Source organism: Pseudohaliea sp. (assembly GCF_054552115.1).
The window spans coordinates 60,922-78,797 of the sequence record NZ_JBTOLW010000001.1 but is presented as its reverse complement, the minus strand read 5'-3'; the positions used below and the strand labels follow the sequence as shown (position 1 = coordinate 78,797).

Annotated in this window: 12 protein-coding genes; 5 read left to right on the top strand and 7 right to left on the bottom strand. The window is 68.5% G+C overall.

Annotated elements, in window-relative coordinates; all coding sequences use genetic code 11:
* Positions 1-2 precede the first annotated feature (2 nt).
* Positions 3-3,134, bottom strand: coding sequence for an efflux RND transporter permease subunit (locus ACX93N_RS00375; protein WP_459426394.1), 3,132 nt, complete (start codon positions 3,132-3,134; stop codon positions 3-5).
* A gap of 4 nt (positions 3,135-3,138) precedes the next feature.
* Positions 3,139-4,266, bottom strand: coding sequence for an efflux RND transporter periplasmic adaptor subunit (locus ACX93N_RS00370; RefSeq protein WP_459426393.1), 1,128 nt, complete (start codon positions 4,264-4,266; stop codon positions 3,139-3,141).
* 256 nt (positions 4,267-4,522) lie between these two features.
* On the opposite strand from ACX93N_RS00370, the gene ACX93N_RS00365 reads away from it, so the two are divergent.
* The gene (locus ACX93N_RS00365; RefSeq protein WP_459426392.1) at positions 4,523-4,912 is read left to right on the top strand and encodes a PGPGW domain-containing protein; all 390 of its coding nucleotides are present in this window, start codon (positions 4,523-4,525) and stop codon (positions 4,910-4,912) included.
* Between the two features lie 13 nt (positions 4,913-4,925).
* Here the strand turns inward: ACX93N_RS00365 and ACX93N_RS00360 are convergent, their stop codons facing one another.
* The 3 genes from ACX93N_RS00360 to ACX93N_RS00350 all read right to left on the bottom strand — a co-directional run bounded on the left by ACX93N_RS00360 (position 4,926) and on the right by ACX93N_RS00350 (position 8,183).
* Positions 4,926-5,516: a hypothetical protein gene (locus ACX93N_RS00360; RefSeq protein WP_459426391.1), complete on the bottom strand. Its 591-nt coding sequence runs from the start codon at positions 5,514-5,516 to the stop codon at positions 4,926-4,928.
* Positions 5,513-6,061 (bottom strand): hypothetical protein, encoded by a 549-nt coding sequence (locus ACX93N_RS00355; protein WP_459426390.1) that lies wholly within the window; start codon positions 6,059-6,061, stop codon positions 5,513-5,515. The genes ACX93N_RS00360 and ACX93N_RS00355 overlap by 4 nt, the downstream gene beginning before the upstream one ends.
* A gap of 133 nt (positions 6,062-6,194) precedes the next feature.
* Positions 6,195-8,183 carry a sensor histidine kinase gene (locus ACX93N_RS00350; RefSeq protein ID WP_459426389.1) on the bottom strand — a complete coding sequence of 663 codons (1,989 nt, stop codon included), beginning with the start codon at positions 8,181-8,183 and terminating at the stop codon, positions 6,195-6,197.
* A 144-nt stretch (positions 8,184-8,327) separates the two neighbouring features.
* Between ACX93N_RS00350 and ACX93N_RS00345 the strand changes: the two genes are divergently transcribed.
* Positions 8,328-9,863 carry a C69 family dipeptidase gene (locus ACX93N_RS00345; protein WP_459426388.1) on the top strand — a complete coding sequence of 512 codons (1,536 nt, stop codon included), beginning with the start codon at positions 8,328-8,330 and terminating at the stop codon, positions 9,861-9,863.
* A gap of 5 nt (positions 9,864-9,868) precedes the next feature.
* Complete coding sequence (locus ACX93N_RS00340) at positions 9,869-11,554, top strand: tetratricopeptide repeat-containing sulfotransferase family protein (RefSeq protein ID WP_459426387.1); 1,686 nt, start codon at positions 9,869-9,871, stop codon at positions 11,552-11,554.
* Between the two features lie 22 nt (positions 11,555-11,576).
* Here ACX93N_RS00340 and ACX93N_RS00335 read toward each other — a convergent pair whose 3' ends face one another.
* Both ACX93N_RS00335 and ACX93N_RS00330 read right to left on the bottom strand, forming a co-directional pair.
* Entirely contained in the window at positions 11,577-13,070 is a 1,494-nt protein-coding gene (locus ACX93N_RS00335; protein WP_459426386.1) for a C69 family dipeptidase, read from the bottom strand.
* An 11-nt stretch (positions 13,071-13,081) separates the two neighbouring features.
* A complete protein-coding gene (locus tag ACX93N_RS00330) occupies positions 13,082-15,391 on the bottom strand; it encodes a TonB-dependent siderophore receptor (RefSeq protein ID WP_459426385.1) in 2,310 nt (769 codons plus the stop codon).
* A 263-nt stretch (positions 15,392-15,654) separates the two neighbouring features.
* On the opposite strand from ACX93N_RS00330, the gene ACX93N_RS00325 reads away from it, so the two are divergent.
* Together ACX93N_RS00325 and ACX93N_RS00320 are read left to right on the top strand one after the other, a co-directional pair.
* Complete coding sequence (locus ACX93N_RS00325; RefSeq protein WP_459426384.1) at positions 15,655-16,560, top strand: trigger factor; 906 nt, start codon at positions 15,655-15,657, stop codon at positions 16,558-16,560.
* Entirely contained in the window at positions 16,557-17,873 is a 1,317-nt protein-coding gene (locus ACX93N_RS00320) for a tetratricopeptide repeat-containing sulfotransferase family protein (RefSeq protein WP_459426383.1), read from the top strand. Before ACX93N_RS00325 ends, ACX93N_RS00320 begins: the two co-directional genes overlap by 4 nt.
* Positions 17,874-17,876 lie beyond the last annotated feature (3 nt).

Below are 17,876 nucleotides of genomic sequence, written 5' to 3'. Positions count from 1 at the left end.
GGTCAGTCGACCGGCGCTGAAGCGGCAGGCGGCGCAGTAGTCGCCGCCCGCAGTTCCGCCTCCAGCGCCTCGGCGGCGTGCGAGCGCGGCCGGGCGAAGCGTGCAAGGCCCAGGTACACCACCGGGGTCAGGTACAGCGTGAACAGCGCGGTCAGGCCCAGCCCGCCGAAGACAACCCAGCCGACGGCAGCACGGGCCTCGGCTCCGGGGCCGCTGGACAGGATCAGCGGCAGCGCACCGAGCACCGTCGATACCAGGGTCATGGCGATCGGCCGCAGGCGCACCGTCGCTGCATCGCGCACGGCCTCGCGCACCGGGAGACCCGCGTCGCGACGCTGGTCGGCAAACTCCACCAGCAGGATGCCGTTCTTGGCGATCAGCCCGATGAGCATGACCAGCCCCACCTGCGAGTAGATGTTCAGGCTGGTGCCGGTCAGAAACAGGGAAAAGATCGCCGCGGCGAGTCCGAAGGGCACGATGGCCATGATCACGAGCGCGCTGGTCAGGCTCTCGAACTGCGCCACCAGCACCAGGAACACGACCAGCAGGGCGAAGCCGTAGGTCAACAGGGTCTCGCGCCCGCTCTCCTCGAGGGTGGCCGCCTCGCCACGGGTCAGCACCTCGATGTCCGGTGGAACAACTTCCGCCGCAAGGGCCCGCAGTTCGTCGATGGCCGTCTGCAGGGCCACGCCCTCCACCACGTCGACATCGATCTCGATGGCGCGGCGCTGGGACTGGCGCTCGAGCTCGCTCGCCACGCCGGCCTCGACGATGGTCACCACGCTCGACAGCGGCACCAGGGCACCGCTCCCGGCGCGCACGTAGAGGTTGACGAGGTCGCCGGGGTCGTCGATGGCGCGCGCGCCGGCCTCGAGCATGATCGGCACGGCCTGGTCATCCACGTTGAGGTCGATCACGTCCAGCCCGTCGATCATGGCGCGCAGGGTCTCGGCGAGCTGCGGTAGCTCGATGCCGAGGTCCGCCACCCGTCGCCGGTCGATGCGCACGGACAATTGTGGCTGGGTCGGCTGATAGCCGATGCGCGGGCCCTGCACGCTGCTCAGGCGCTCGCGGATAGCATCGGCGTAGGCCCGCGCCGCGGCGTAGATACGGTCGTACTCGTTCCCCGTAAGTACCAGCTCCAGCCCGCCGGAGCTGCCACGCAGGTTGAGACTGTTGCTGCTGAACGTGCGGGCACCGGCCCCGGGCAGGTTGCGCAGGATTGGCGCGATCTCGGCCGCGATAGCCTGCTGGCTGCGCTCGCGCTCGCTCCACGGCGCCAGCGGCGCGCTGATGAACAGGATGTTGGGGTCCCAGCGTCCGACCACCGTATACAGCGACTGGATCTCCCCGCTGGCGACCAGCGGCTGCAGCACGTCCTCCACGCGATTGGCCTGGCGCTCCATGTAGGGGAGGCCCACCCCGTCCGGGCCGCGGGCAAAGACCATGATCTCGCCACGGTCTTCCTCGGGCAGCAGCTCCTGGTCGAGCTGGAAATAGAGGGCACCGGCACTCCCCGCCGCGGCGAGACAGGCGGCGAGCGCGAGCCAGGGGTGGGCGAGGAGCCCGTCAAGGGTGCGGCCGTAGAGGCGCTGGAGCCCCTCTCCCAGGCGGTGCAACTGCCGGTCGACGGCCCCCTCCTTCGAGGTTCCGAGCCGTGCCATGGCCGCCGGCACCAGCGACAGGGCGACGAAGGACGAGATCGCGACTGCCCCGGCCAGCACCAGGCCGAACTCGCGGAACAGGCGGCCGGCCGTGCCCGGCAGGAAGGCGATGGGCACGAACACCGCCGCAAGCACAGCCGTCGTCGCGACCACGGCAAAGAACACCTGCCGGGTACCCAGTACGGCGGCGGCATTGGCCCCCAGGCCGAGGCGCCGTCGGCGCTGGATGTTCTCCAGCACCACGATGGCGTCGTCGACGATCAGGCCCGTCGCCAGCACCAGGGCGAGGAGCGTCAGGATGTTGATCGAGAAGCCCAGCAGCCAGATGGCCGCGACCGTGCCGAGGAGCGAGACGGGAATCGCCACCGCGGGCACCAGCGTGAGACGCAGAGAGCCAGAGAATACGCGGATGGTCGCCACAACGATGAGCACCGCGAGCAGGAGGCTCGTGAGCACCTCGCGCACGGCGCCGCGAATGAAGATGGCATTGTCGGAGATCTTGGTCAGCGTGACGTCATCGAAGCGGGCATTCAGACGCTCGAGCGCCCGGTCCACACCCGCGGCGATCTCGATGGTGTTGGAGCCGGCCTGGCGCACCACGCCGACGCCGATGACCCGCTGACCGTCGAGGCGGACGAAGGATTCGGCATTTGCCGGCGCGAAGGTCACGTCGGCGATGTCATCGATGCGCACGGTGCCGGTGATGATCGTGTCGGCGACCTGCTCGGCGGTGACCACCGAGGCGTCGGCGCGCACCAGCAGTTGCTGGTCGCCGCCGCGGAAACTGCCCGCCGGTACATCGAGCGGCGCCTGCCGGAGCACGGCGGCCACGTCGCTCACCGCCAGCCCGTAGCTCGCCAGCCGCAGCGGGTCCACGATCACGCGCAGGGTCCGCTCCCGGTTGCCGAAGAGCGGCACGTCGGCCACACCGGGTAGCGACAGGAGCGCCGGGGCGATGTCCTGCTCGACGATGCGGGTCAGCGCTTCCTCGCTGTAGACGGAGCTGGAGACAGCGACGCGCACCACTTCCTGGGCGTCTTCCTCGGCCTTGAACACGGCGAGTTGCTCGACGGCGTCGGGGAGCTCGCGGGTGACCTGGCTGATCGCCTCGCGGACGTCGGTGGCCGCCCGGTCGAGGTCGTAGCCCGGACGGAACTCGACACGGATCCGGGTGCTGTTCTCTTCACTGGCGGAACTGATGTCCGTGACACCGGACACGCGGGCGACGGCGCCCTCGAGGATACGCGTGACCTCCGCATCCATGGTCTCCGGCGAGCCGCCGGGAAGCTGGGCGCGGACGTTGATCACCGGGCGGTCGACGTCCGGCAGTTCGCGCACCTCCACGGCCAGCAGCGCGGCGATGCCGGCGATGGCGATGAGCAGGTTCATCACCGCCACCAGCCAGGGGCGGCGCACACCGAGGGCCGGCAGATCTGCCCGCGACGGTTCGCGCATGGGGTCGTCGCTCAAGGGCCTAGCCCTCGTTTGCGGCGGGCGCCAGGGTCCCGCGGGCATCCCGCGCCAGGGCGGCAGCATCCATGGTCCGCACGGAAACACCCTCGCGCATCGACTGAACACCCTCGCCGACGACCGGCGCACCCGCAGGCAGCTCGGCGTCGATCAGCACCCGTCCCTGCTGCCGCTGGACCAGCGACGCCGACACGCGCCGGGCGCGCTCGTTTTCCACGGTCCAGACATAGGCGCCATCCGCACCCCACTGCACCGCCACTTCCGGTACGGCCGGGTAGGCCCTGCCGGTCAGATCGAGGCGGACGCGGAAGCTCATACCCGGTCGCAGGCGATCACGGTCGTTCGGTACCTCGGCCCTCGCGGTAAATGCCCGGGACGCCGGATCGACGCGCGAGCCGATAGCCACCACGGTGCCGCTTGCCCGCGTGTGCTCATCGCTCCACACCTCGATGCGCACCGGGTCGCCGGCGGCAAGACGGCCGACGTAGGCTTCCGGTACCTCGAAGCTCACCAGCAGCAGGCTGCGGTCGTCGATGGTCGTGATCTCCGTCGTCGGCTCGATGCGGTCGCCGGGGTCGATGTCGGTGATGCCGACATGGCCATCGAAGGGGGCCGTCACGAAGCGCCGGTCGAGGGCAAGCTGTGCCCGGTCGCGCTCGATGCGCGCGGACTCCAGGGTCGTGCGGGCCGTGTCGATGGTGGTCTCAGGCACCGTGAGCTCGACGCTGCTGTTCGCCGTGGTATAGCGCTCGAGCATGCGGCGCGCGTCGGCGAGGCGCAGCTCGGCCAGTTCCAGCGCGAGCTTTTCGTCCCGCGAATCGAGGGCCAGCAGCACCTCGCCCTGCTTTACGTGATCACCGGGCTGGAAGTTGACCGCGACCACCTCCCCCGCTGCCTCGGGGTAGAGCGAGACGGAGCGCCGCGCCCGCGCTGTGCCCACGGCTTCCACCCGCGTGTTCAGGGATTGCAGCCGCACGGGCTCGACGACCACGGGCACGGCTGTGCTGCCCGCCTTCGGGGCGCCTGTGACCTCGTCGCGCTGGCCGCAGGCAACGAGGAGCACCCCGAGGGCGAGGACGCATAGCCGGCCGCCCCACCCCCCGGTCGCATTCCTGGCATGAAGGGTTTTCATAGCCCCTAGGTACGGTAACGCGGTGCTATCCGATTGCCCGGAAGGCCCGCAGTTCACCGTCATCGGCGGCAGTGGCGTGGCCGGCGTTCCGGGCCGCATCCGGGTATGGCTGCCGGGGTCGGCCGCCGCCGGGCCTGGGCCGCGCATCCGTCCGCAGGCTTCCCCCCCGGTTTTTCCTGCGAGATAGTACGCGTACGGTGCCGCGGAGGCGCCGCTACCGCCCGCGATCCCGCCGAGGAGTTGCCACATCGCTGTCATGGAACCGTACCTCTGGTGGATCACCGGGGCCTCGTTGCTGAGCGCGATCGCCACCCTCCTGGCAATGCCCTGGGTGGTCACCCGCCTGCCCGAGGACTACTTCAACCATCCCGAGCGGGAGCGATGGCAGCGCTCGAACAGCGAGCCGCTGGTCACCCTGCTGCTCGGGCTGCTGAAAAATACCCTGGGCGCGCTACTGCTGACCCTCGGCGTGGTGATGCTGTTTACGCCCGGCCAGGGGGTACTGACCATTCTCGCCGGACTGCTGCTGATGAACTTCCCCCGGAAGTACCGGCTGGAGCGCTGGCTGGTACAGCGCCCCGGCGTCCTCAGGAGCCTCAACTGGCTGCGAGCACGCCGCGGCAAGACGCCCTTCCGCCTGTCCTGACGGGGAGGCAGCGTCACACCTTCAACGCATCGAACTCGGACAGGCCAACCAGCAGCGCGTAGATCGGCCGCTCCACTGCCTCCCGCGAATCCGCCTCGGCGAGCTGCTTGATCGATTCCACGATGTCGACCCACCAGCGCATGTGGCCGGCGCTGAGTTGGGCCGCGATGTTGATCAGGTCGTGGGCGAGGGGCAGCGTATAGATCGCCGTCCGTTTCAGGGCGAGCATGCTGTGCGCATCGAGTTCCAGTTCTTCCATGCCTTTCATCAGCCGCAGAACGACGCGCGGCTCGGACTCGAGGTCATGGGTGCTCGCCGGTTCGGCGTCCGGCTCGAGGAAGGCCAGGTCGAGGTGCGACAGGAAATCGCGCAGCGCGCTGCGCAGGCTCAGCTTGAGCTCTCGGCGGTGGTGGTTCTCGCGCAGCTTCTGCACGAGCGTGAACAGACCCACCAGGAAGAATCCTTCGAGGCAGAAGCCGATCAGCTCCGGGAGCAGGTTGTCGCGGAAGGACGCTTCGTCGGCGTGCGTGATGAACAGCCCGTAGAGCGCGATACCAACCACCCCGAAGACGGCCAGGGGCAGGGCCAGGAGCCAGCGGTTCACTCCCCGCTCGCGGGCTCGCCGGCCAGCGCCTCCACCACCCTCGCCACCTTGCGCGCTTCCGCCGCGCTCAGGTCTGCGGGGACGCCATGCAGGTAGAGCACCGTGCCGGGCCGCAGCGGTATCGGGACGATATCGGGCCGGTAGCGGGTTTCCTCCAGGCGGAGTTGCTCCAGTGCTTCATCTTCCGCCGAGCGCGACTGTTCGCTCCCGCGCCTCCGCGGTGGCTGCCTCTCGGTGCGCCGGGCGACAAAGCTGTCCGGCGCTTCGCGATAGCGGAAGTAGTCATCCAGAGCCTCGCGCAGGCGACCCGCGTAGAGCGACAGCACCTCGGGGCGCACCGTGCCTCCCTGCAGCTTGTGACAGCGCGCGGCCAGCTCATCGACATCGACCCGGCGCAGATCCTCGGCTTCCGCCTCGGAGAGATGAGCGAACAGTTCCAGCGCGGCGTTCCTCCGGCTGCGCGCGACCGCCGGGTTGATCAGCCCCGCGTGCACCGCCTCGCGGAGAAACCCGAGCATCCCGTCGCGTGAATAGTCCTTGTCCATGGGCGTCCCCCGGTCATCCGCTCCGATCGTTGTCCCGCCGGGCCTTTCCGTCAAGCCCGGCGCGCCGGCCGAAGAGCGTCCTCCGGAAAACCCGGGGCTGAGCCGCCGCTTCCGGAACGCCCGCCTTTGCCGGCTAACCCTGGCCCGGGGGGCTATCGATGGCGGGCAGGCGCACCCAGAAGGTACTGCCCTCGCCCGGCCTGCTCTCCACGCCGATCTCGCCCTGCATGAGTTCCACCAGGTGCCTGGAAAGAGCCAGGCCGATGCCGGTGCCCTCGATGGTGGTTTTGTCCGCGTCGAGACGCTCGAAGGCGGAGAACAGGCGGGCCTGCTGCTCGGGCGTGAGCCCCTCACCGGTATCACTCACGCGGACCTGGATGCCGTCGGCCTCAGCCAGGCAGAGGATGCTGAGGCTGCCTCCTTCACGGTTGTATTTGACGGCATTGGACAGCAGATTGAGCAACACCTGCTTCAGGCGCACCCGGTCGGCCCGCACGAGCCGGGCAGCATCCCGCCAGCCGTCAACGATGCGGATGCCCCGGGCCTCGGCGAGGGGACCGATGAGGGTGAGACAGTCCTCGAGGAGGGGAGCGAGAGGCACCGCTTCCCGGGTGACAGTGAGGCTTCCCGCCTCGATGCGGGCCAGGTCCAGGACCTCGTTGATCAGTTCCAGCAGATGTTTGCCGGCACGCAGGATTTCTTTCACGCTGTCCGCCTGCTGACTGTTCCGCACCTCCCATTGCAGGAGCTGGCCGAAGCCCAGGATCGCGTTCAGCGGTGTCCTCAGCTCGTGGCTCATGCGCGACAGGAACTCCGACTTGGCCAGGCTTGCGCGCTGCGCCTCGTCCCGGGCCGCGACCAGCTCCCGGGTGCGCTGTTCAACGCGGTCTTCCAGTTCCTCATTGAGCTGCCTGAGGGCCTTCTCTGCAGCCTGACGCTCGCTGATCGCCGCATCGCGTTCACGCATCTGGAGCTGTAGTTCGGCGGTGCGCACCGCTACCCGCTCTTCGAGTTCGGCGCGGGCCTGCTCGAGAACCTCGCGTTCGCCGCGTTCGCGCTCGAGCGCCAGCCTGGACTCCAGCATGCGCAGCTGTGCCGCGGCCTGCTCGTCGAGCCATTCGCGCTCCACCTTGCGCAGCGTGCGCTCGCTCTGCAGCGCGTCCGAAAGCTCTCCCGTGGCCTCCTGGGCCTCGGCCAGCGCGGCCAGCAGCTCGATCTCGATCCGGTGCAGGCCCAGCGAGCGAGCTTCCCCGAGGCCTTTTTCAAGCGCATCGACAGCCTCGTGTGGTGCGCCGCCCAGAAGCGCGACACGGCCGGTCGTCAGCAGGAAGTCTACCCACTGGTTACCATCGGTTGCCGGGTCAAGAAGCGACCGCGTGTCATCCAGGGCTGCGCGGGCTTCTTCAAATTCACCGACGCCCGCAAGAGCAAACGCCAGGTTGGTGTTGCAGTTGGCAACACGCAGCCGCGCATCCTGCACGTCATGCAGCTCGCGCTCCTCGCGAAACAGTACCAGGGCCCTGGCGTAATCACCCGCCAGCAGGCAGTTGTGCCCCAGGTTGCTCAGTGCACCGGCATACGCTTCGCTCCCGGGATGGTCGGAAAGCATTGCAACGGCACGCTGCAGTACTTCGCGCGCATCGTCGTGGCGACCCGCATGCCCCAGCACTGCGCCCAGGCGGGAGAGCGTCGCGCCTTCCTCCTTCCGGTCATCCAGGGTTACCGCGGCCGCGAGTGACCGTTCGAGGATCTCCAATCCGGTGTTCAGATCGCCGACGAGGTACGCCAGCACCATACCGTGATCGCGCAGGGCCCGGCAGGCAGGCAACGACGGGCCGGCGGTTTCCAGCGTTTCAGCGGCCATGCGCAATTGCTCATGCCCCCGGTTCACCTGACCGAGAAGACACTCGGCCATTCCAAGGGCGTGGCGCGCCCGGCCGGCGACGATGCTGTCCGGTTCAGCGGTTTCCAGCACCCGGGATGCCAGCCCATGGGCCGCTGCGGTGTCGCGGTTCAGCAGCTCGAAGGCGCGATCGACGCAAGCGTCCAGATCACCATCTTCATGATGCTCCGGCAAGGGCGCGTCGCCTTGCGAACCGGGTTCTCGCACCGCGAACTCCAACGGGTTTGCTTTAACACCACCCGATCATAGCAAGGTCCCGGGAAGATAGATCCATTCGTCCGATCCGCCATGCGCTGAGGCTTTTCGCCTCCTCGCAGCCGATGCCGTAAACTGTGTCTTTCCCGCGGTAATGGAGCCCTGCTTGTGATTCGCCCCCTGGTTCACCTGCTCATCCTTCTGTCCCTTTTCACCAGCGGTGCCAGCCACGCCAGCTACGGCTACTATGTCGGCAAGAATCTCACCGCGGACGGCAGTGTCCTCCTCGGCGGTACCGGCGAAGAGCCCTCCAGCCACTGGCTGGAGATCGTGCCCCGCAAGAGCCACACCGCCGGCGCCACCATCACCGTGGGCGCCACCGCCGAGGCCAGCCTCCCCGCCCGGCTTACGCAGATCCCGCAGGTCCCCGAGACCTTCCGCTACCTCACCATGAACTACACCAGCTACGCCGGCTTCCCGGCGCCCCTCACCAACGGCGGGCTGAACGAGCACCAGGTGGCGATCCGCGACATCTGGTCACCCTCGCGGCCGGAGCTTGTGGCGATGACCCCGGAGGGACAGAGCGGGCCCAACTACAGTGATCTCGCCCGCATCGCGCTGGAGCGCGCCCGCAGCGCCCGGGAAGCGGTCGAGATCATCGGCGGTCTGATCGATCGCCACGGCTACACCACCTACGGCGGCAACTCCCATCTCATCGCCGATGCAAACGAGGGCTGGGTGGTGCTGGAGTTCGCCGGCGGCCAGGGTCTCTGGGTCGCCGAGCGCCTGGGACCGGACGATGTGCGTGTCAATTACCCGGGCTACATCGGTGACGTGCCGGCCGACTACCGCGAACGGGAAAACTGGATGGGCTCGGCAAAGCTCATCAGCTTCGCCGTGGAGCAGGGCTGGTATGACCCGGAGGACGGCAGGCCCTTCAACGCCGACCGGGTCTACGGGCTGGGCGGCACCATGCGTCACCCGGGCCTGAAATACGTCTCCCCCCGGATGCTCGAGGAAGAGTTGCGCGCGATGGCACCGGTCACGGTAGCCGAGATGATGGCCCTGGTCCGCGACCCGCGCATCGCGGATGATCACGCGGGCTACGGCCAGGTGGCACAGCTGCGCGATGATCTGCCGCACCCGGAGCTCGCGCTGCTCTGGGTGGCGCCCACCGGCTCGGTGACCGCGCCGTTCCTGCCCTGGTGGATCGGGTCGCAGTCCGTGCCGGCCGAATACGGCCAGCACCGCTATCTCACCGAGGGCTCGGGGCCGAGCTTTATCAATACCGACTACCAACTGCGGGAGGCGACGGAATTCGCGGGGCGGCTGTTCAAGCGCCTCATGTATTACACCTGCGCCTTTCCCGAGGAACAGCTCGGGCGCGTGCAGGCCACCCTCAACGCCTTCGAAGCCGACATCCGGGCCACGCTGCCGCAGCTCGAGCGCGCGGCGCTGCTCGCCTACGAGGCCGGGGATGCCGAGGCCGCTCGCACGCTGCTGACCCGGGAAAGCCATGCCCGGGCGGCAGAGGCGCTGGCCATCGGCCGGGACCTGGTAGCCGGTATCGGTACCGAGTTGCGACTGCGCCACGGCATCCCGCCCGCCCCGGCAGACGGGGGCATCAACGACGGCGGCCGAACGGTGAGCTGCCTGCGCGGTGCCGACCCGGACCGTGTGCCACCGGGCCGAGAGCCGGGCTGACCACCATGGCAAAGACGCTGGACCCGCGGCTGCGGGCGGGGCTGGAACACCATCGCCGCGGTGCCGTCACAGCCGCGGCCAAAGTCTATCGACAGCTGCTCCGGGAAGAGCCGGACCACTGGCAGGCGCTGCACTACCTCGGCCTCGCGCAACTGCAGCAGGGCGACCTGGCAGAAGCTGAGCGGCTGCTGGCAAAGTCCGTAGCGCTCCAGCCGGATAACGCCAACGCCTGGAGCGACCTCGGCACCGCCCTGGTAAAGGCCGAGCGCCCGCAGGACGCCCTGGCCCCCTTTTCCCGGGCCCTGGCACTCGACCCGGAGCACCGCGACGCCCTCAACAACATGGCGCGGGCCCTGCGCCTGCTGAGCCGTTTCGACCAGGCGCGGGATCTGCTCGAGCGCCTGGTGGCACTGGAGCCCGGGCAACCGGGGCCGCTGCGCGTGCTCGCCGACGTGCAGACCAAGACCGGTGACGTTAACGGCGCGATCGACACGTTCCAGGAAGCGCTGGCCCTGGACCCGGATGATCCGCGCATCCGCCTCGGGCTCGGGGATGCCAGCGAATCCGCCGGGCGTTTCCGCCAGGCGAGGCAGCAGTACCTGGCCATCCTCCGCCGCGAGCCCGAGAGCCCGCTGGCGCTGTCGCGACTGCTGCAACTGCGCGACGGCGAGGTGGAAGCGAAACACCTGGAGACTGCGCGGCGCCTCGCCGACAGTCCCGCCACGCCGGAGGAGGGGCGCATCCGCCTCAATATCGCCCTCGGCTACCACGAGGACCGCGCCGGCCGTTATCGCGAGGCCTTCGCCCACCTGCGGCGCGGCTACGATGCGCAGGCCCTTCGGGACCCCTTTGACAGCGACGGCTACAGCCGGGCCATCGACCGGCTGATCGACACCCTCGACGAGGCATTCTACCGCGATGCGGCAAACTCGGGCCTCGCTTCGGAGCGGCCCATCTTCGTCGTCGGCATGCCGCGCTCCGGAACGACGCTCACGGAGCAGATCCTCGCCAGCCACCCCCGCGTCGCGGCGGGCGGTGAAATGTCCATGCTGCTGAAGGTCAGCTACCAGGTCGGGGAGCTGTCCCGCTCGGGCAAGCCCTACCCGGAGGGCCTGCTCACGACGGGGCGGGTAGCCCTGCGGCGCATGGGCCGGCGCTACCTCGAACAGCTCGACAAGGTCTCGGAGGCCGCCGACCGCGTCACCGACAAGCTGCCCTTCAACTTCATGCACCTGGGCGTGATCGCCCTGCTCTTCCCGAACGCCAGGGTGATTCACTGCCGGCGGCACCCGCTGGACAACTGCCTGTCATGCTACTTCACAAGCTTTGCGGACCAGATTCGCTTCGCCAACCGGCTGGATACGCTAGGGCGCTACTACCTCGACTACCACCGGCTCATGGCGCACTGGCAGCGGGTGCTGCCCATCGAGATCCTGGACCTGCCCTACGAAAGCCTCGTCGATGACACGGAGGGGCAGGTCCGGCGCCTGCTCGCGCACTGCCGCCTGGAGTGGGACGACGCCTGCCTGGCGTTCTACAACACGGAGCGGGGGGTACGGACACCGAGCCGGTGGCAGGTGCGCCAGCCGATCTACCGGGGCTCGCTGGAGCGCTGGCGCAACTACGAGGAGGAACTCGCCCCCCTCCGCGCCCTGCTCGCGCCCGTCCTGCCGACCGGGGACGCGGCCTAGGCCCGCCCCCGGATCGGGCCGGTCAATCGACGCGGCAGTTCACGTAGGGGCCGTAGCGGGTCCCGATCTCGTCCATGACCACGGCCTCGCCGCCGCCCAGGAGCAGGCGATGGCGGGCCTCGATGCTGCCCAGCAGCGCGTCGCCCAGGGCCAGCGCCGCGCGGGCGCGGGACGACGAGTAATCGTCGATGACGGCGCGCGCAAGGCCCGGCTCACCGGCTTCGTACAGGGCGAGGGCCCGGGCCTCGATGGCGGGGGCCGCGGCAATGCTACGGTCTTCGAAGGCGGTCAGCGCTTCCGTGACCTCCGGCAGAAACCGCGCCGGCGCATCACAGGTGTAGTACATCAGCCGCTTGAAAAGGCGGCCGGCAAAGCGTGACGCCTCCTGTACCGCGAAGCCGGGCCTGACGAAGGTCGACGCCTGCCCCTTGGTCAGGTAGCGGTGCTTGCCGAACTCAGGCAGCACCTCGGTCCCCGCGATCCAGTAGGGCACGAACGGCGCCGTTACCGAACCGGTCGGCGCGACCCAGAGCATCTTGAGCTCCGGGTGGGGATCCTGCTGCCGGAGGTGCGCAACCTGGCCGTAGCCCGCAGCATCCGAGGAAATCAGCGGGTCGCGCACCGTGTCCAGCATCTGCCGCAGCGTGACGCCGCCCGCCCGCGCGAACTCGCGCAGCCGGGCCTCGATGATCCGAACCCCCTCGGAGCGCCCTTCGCCATTACCGTAGACGGCGTTGGCATCGAAGGGCTCGCCGCTGTCCGGGTCCCACCAGCCCTGTTCGACGGCAAAGGAAATGAAGTTCTCCGAGCCCATCCAGTCGTCGCGCTCGCGGAAGTCCAGCGGCACCTCGTGGATGTACCCGGGGTAGGACATGCGCACCTCATCGGGGCCGAGGCGCTCGGCGATCCACAGCCCCTGGCCACCCGCGAAGTTGAGCACGACCCAGCCCTCTTTCGCATCGGCGAACAGGTGGGAATTGCCACCGTAGGTGGAGTAGCCGTACTCGTCCATGAGCGCACCGATCACCTCGACTGCCTCGCGGGCGCTGCGGGCCCGCTCCATGGCAAGCCGGGAGAGGTCGGAATAGTTCGGGCCGCGCTGCGGGTCCGGCGTCATCGCCGCGAGCTCCGGCCGGGACGGGGCCCAGATATCCCGGGCCGCGACACCGTGCTCGTTGAGCCCGCCATTGGTGAGCGGCGGCGGGAAGCCCTCGTAATCCGTGTAGTTCATCGTGATGTACTTCGCGGTCCGCCGGACCTGCGGGATCTCGATGAACTCCCCCGGGTAGTTGGCACGCTCGTCGACACCCACGGCAACGGTCGCGCCCGCCGGGTGCTCCTGCGCCGGCACGATCTCCAGCCAGTGGCTCGAAACCTCCTCGCCGGTGCCGCCGAGCAGCACACTGCCGTCGGCCGTCAGGTCACGGCCGACGTAGATGCCGTAGCTGGCCAGCGCCGGCATCGCGCCGGTCAGCAGTGCTGCCGCGACTCCGAGGGCGGCGCAGGCGCCGCGCATGCCGAGCGGCCTCACATCGAGTAGCGCATACCGACGGTAATGCGCTGCTGGTCGATGAACATGATGCCGTAGCCCGGGTTACCCTGCTTGGCGACGATGATGTCCTCGTCGAAGACGTTGATCCAGTTCGCGTAGAACTGGAAGTTCTGCAGCTTCCCGGCGCGCGGCGCATAGGACAGGTTGAGATCGAAGCGTTCATGGGCACCGTCCTCGAGCGCGCCGAAGCGGTTCACGTTGGTCGGGCCGTCGATGAAGCTGTAGTCGCCGCTGAGCTTGAGGACACCGCCGATCCGCAGGCCCTCCAGCGCACCGTCGAGGAACTCGTAGGTGCTGACGATGGCACCGGCATGCTCCGGCACGGTCCGCGGCGGCGCCGAGCCGCTGTTCGGGTCGACAATCTCGATATCCGACCAGGCGTAGTTCGCCGACACGTTCCAGCCCGGCAGGATCTCGCCGATGATCTCGGCCTCGAGGCCCGTTGCCTCCTGGGCGCCCTCGAGAACGGTGCTGCCGAAGCCGCCGAAGGAGCCGAGGAAGGAGCTGGAGACCTCGATGTTCGTGATCTCGTAGTCGTACAGGGCGAGGGACGTACCGACGGCGCCGTCGAACATCTCGGTCTTGATACCGACTTCGTGCTGCTCCATTTCCTGCGGCGCACTCACGTTGTTGCCGTCCGCATCGGTAAAGGTCTGCGGCTCGAAGCCTTCGCTGTAGCTGTAGTAGATACGCGCGTCGTCGAGAATACCGACGTCATCGGCGATGTCGTAGGTCGCGCCGAGGCGGTAGACCTCCTGTTCAAAGCCGACGTTGGTGACCTCCGGCGGATCGATCCGCTCCCCGGCGTTGAAGGGGATGGTGGTGACCGTGTTGTTCTTCTGGTAGAGCACGCCCAGCATCACCTGCAGGCGGTCGGTGGGCTTGAGCAGCACCTGCGCGCTCAGCAGCAGGTCTTCGGTTTCCTCGAAGAGCTCCTGGCGGACACCGAAGATCTCCTCGCGGTCGCCGCCGATCGGGTTGAACTCGGAGCCGTCGGAGAAGCGCGGCTGACCGTCGTAGCCGTCGCCGTACATGTCGATGGTGCCGAACCCCTGGAAAGCGGAGTTCAGCAGCTGGAAGCGGTCCGGCTCCTGGTTGTCGCTGTATTCCGCGGCGAGGAAGAACTCGTGCTCGCGGTCGAACAGTTCGAAGTCGCCGCCGAGCGTCTGCCGCAGGGTCAGCTCCTCGCCGTCGCGCTCGATGTCATAGGTGTAGATGTAGATCTCGTCATCACCGAGCGAGTAGGCGCCGAAGGGACCGAAGGGGTAGAAGTAGGACAGGTCCTCGTCATACTGGTTGTAGGCCACCTGCGTACGGGACTGCCAGCCGTTCGCGAAGCCGTGCTCGAGTTCGATGATGCTGAACTGCATGTCCAGCGTTTCCCTGGACTCGTCGGGGTGCGAGAAGTACCACTGCTCCGGGTCCACGTCGGGCAGGGCCAGGGAGCCGTCGGGCCGCTCGACGAGGGCGCCACCATCCCAGGGGTCCATGGTGCGCTCCTGGTGGTAGTGGGTCGCGCGCAGCGTGGTGGTCGGCGTGATATCCCAGGCAATGGAGCCGAGGGCCATGAACTCGTCGTTGGGGAAATTCTCGTTGTCGATGTCCAGGGGCAGGTCGTACTCGTCGTACTTGACCGCGAAGCGGCCGGACACGGTACCTGCCTCGTTGAGCGGGCCACCGATATCGAGGGAATAATTCTGCGTGTCGTAGTTGCCGAACTCCACACCGGCCTCGAAGCGCGGCGTGCGCGAGGGACGCTTGAGAATCGTGTTGATCTCGCCGCCGAAGGAGCCGGTAACCCCGTAGAGCACCGTGGCCGGACCGCGGACAATCTCCACGCGCTCGGCGGCGTAGGATTCCACGGAGGTGAAGATGTTGCCGAAGAGGATGTTGTTGACGCGATGGCGGCCGTTGAAGATCCCGCGCATGACGATCTGCTCGAAGCCGAAGCCGAAGCCCGAGCGCTGCACGCCGGGAACGAGGTCGGTTGCCTCGTAGGCGCTGTCCGCGTTGATCGTGTTCATCATCTCGGGCGTGATCACCGTTACCGCCTGCGGCGTCTCGATAAGGGCCATGTCGAGACCCGTCGCCGAGTTCTGCTCTTCCGGGCGGAAGCGGCGGGCAACCCCGCGGACAATCACTTCCTCGAGAACCGCGTTCTCGCCGGCCTGCTGCACCTGGTCCTGGGCGGCGGCACCGGTACTCGCGGTGCCCGCGGACACGAGGGCAGTGGAAGTCAGCAGCGCCTGCAGGTAGCGGCTGCGCGAAGTGGACGTATTGGACATTGCTCTGTTCCCTCTGGACTGGAAGCGTTTGAACGGGTCTTGTTCATGTCGCGCCGCCTCACGCTGAACGCAAAGCTACGACGGCCGCTGGAGCCGCCAGGCGCTGGGTGCCCGTTATTCTCATCGTGGTTCGCTGTACGCCGGCTTGCCCGGCAAAACCACATGGCGCGCAAGTGTACACCAGTCGGTGCCGACCTGCAGCGGCGGGGCCCGGACGGCCCGGTACGCGGCCCCGGAAGCCGCTGCTATACTGCTGCGCCTCTATGAAAACTCCAGCTATCAACAGCAGCGGCGCGAGAATCGTCGGTGAGGAAGTCGACGGCCTCCACCACCGTTTTCACGTCGAGCTCGACCCGGAAGCCGTCCGCGCCGCCGTGGACGAGCAGCTACGCCGTGCCGCCCCCCGCCTCGAGGTTCCCGGCTTCCGCCGCGGCAGGGCGCCGCTCACGGTGCTGCGCAACCACCACGGAACGCGGGCCAGGGACAGCATCGTCGACCGGCTGGCGATCGCTATCACCCGCAGTCTCATTGCCGAGCGGGGCCTGTCGCCCCGGGCACGCCCCTCCATTCACATCGACGCGAAAGCGCCGGAAAGTTTCCTGCTCAGCCTGGAAGTCGCCCCGGCGATCGAGCCCGGCAACCTGGCGGATATCCACGTGCAGCGCCTCGAGGTCACCGGTGCAGACGATGAGTTGCAGGCAATGGCACGGGAGCATGAGCGACGGCAGCTGTTCGATGCCCTGACGGAGCACTATCGGTTCCCCGTTCCCGGGGACATGATCGACAACGAGCGCGAGCGGATCAGTGCCGGCTACCTGGAGGCCGTGGGCGAGGCGCCCGACCCCTCCACGGAGCGCGAGCTTGCGGCGATCGCAGAGCGGCGGGTCCGCCTCGCCCTGCTCTTCGCAGAGCTGGCGCGACGCCACGCTATCAGCGTGGCCCGGTCCGATGTCGAACAGCTTGTCGAGGGGCTCGCGGACCGCGATCCCGCGCACCAGGAAGAGATCATCGACTACTATCTGGACCACCCCACGGCGATGGCGGAGTTGCAGTCGCCCCTGCTGGAGCAGCGGGTGACCGACTTCATCCTGGCGCACTGCACTGTCACGGTCGAGAAGGTCAGTGAAGCGCAGTTGCGGCAACGGGTCAGCGCCGCAGCGATGCCTTGACTGCACCACGCGACCGCCGATCCCTGCAGCGCGCCGCCGCGAGGCAGCCGGGCGATCCGGCCATCCACGAGCGCCTGGCCCGGACACTGCTCGCGGCGCAGGATCTCGACGGTCTCCGCACGCTGCAGCCAACACTCGACAGCCGCTTCGGGCACCAGCCATTCACCCACCTCGTCGCGGGCCACGCAGCCAAGGCCATGGGCGATCGCGAGCTGGCGGCGCAGCGCTATCGCCGGGCACTCGCGCTGACGCCCGCATCAGGCGAGGCGCTCTATAACCTGGTGGATCTCGGTGCCGTGGAGCGGGACGATGCCGAGGGCAGGATGCTTGGCGACCTTGCCGGGCGCAACGACCTCCCCGCGGCGGACCGCGTCAACATTCTCTTTGCGCTGGCGCGCCTCGAGGAGAAAGACGGCGCGCCCCGCAAGGCCCTCGCCCACTACCATGAGGCCAACGACCTCGCACGGTCCACCCTCGCGGAGCGGGGTATTCGCCACGACGAGGCCGCCGCGGAACGCTGCCTGCAGGCAGACCTCGCCAACTGGCAGGCACGCTCCTTCGCCGCTCCGCTGGAGCCACCGGCCATCGACCTGACCCCGGTGTTCGTGACCGGGCTGCCACGCTCCGGGACCACCCTGGTGGAGCAGATCCTTGCCAGCCACCCGGAGGTGGCCGCCGGCGGCGAGCTGACGGTGGGCCCGGCGGCAGAGCGCGACTGCCGGCGGGCGCTGGGCCTCGCGCCGACCGATCCCCTGCCACCGCCGGCAGACGGCACCTTTCGCGCCGCGCTCGCGCGCGCGCGTGAGCAGTATCTCGACGGCCTGTTCGAGCGGGGGCTGGACGCCCGCTGGGTGGTGGACAAGCTGCCGGCAAACGCGCGCATCGCCGGCTTTCTCCGGCTGCTGTTTCCCGGCGCCCCGATCATCCACTGCAGCCGGGAGCCGCGAGCGCTGGCGTGGTCGCTGTACACCGCCAACTTCGCCGCTCATGAGCCCTGGGTGCACGACCTGGCGGCCATGGAAGGCGTTTTCCGGCGCCATCACAGGCTCGTCGCGCACTGGCGGGAAGCCCTGCCGGCACCGTTCGTGGCTGTCGTCTACGAGGACCTGGTTCACGCCCCGGAGCGGGCGATCCGGGCGCTGCTGTCGTCCTGCGGCATTCCCTTCGACCCGGCGACGCTCCACCCGGAAAAGCTCGAACGGCCGGTCTTCACGGCCAGCCACAGCCAGGTGCGGCGGCCAATCTATACGGAAGCCGTCGAGCGCTGGCGGCCCTATGCGGCTGCACTCGAGGCTTTTGCTGGCATCGCCTGACCG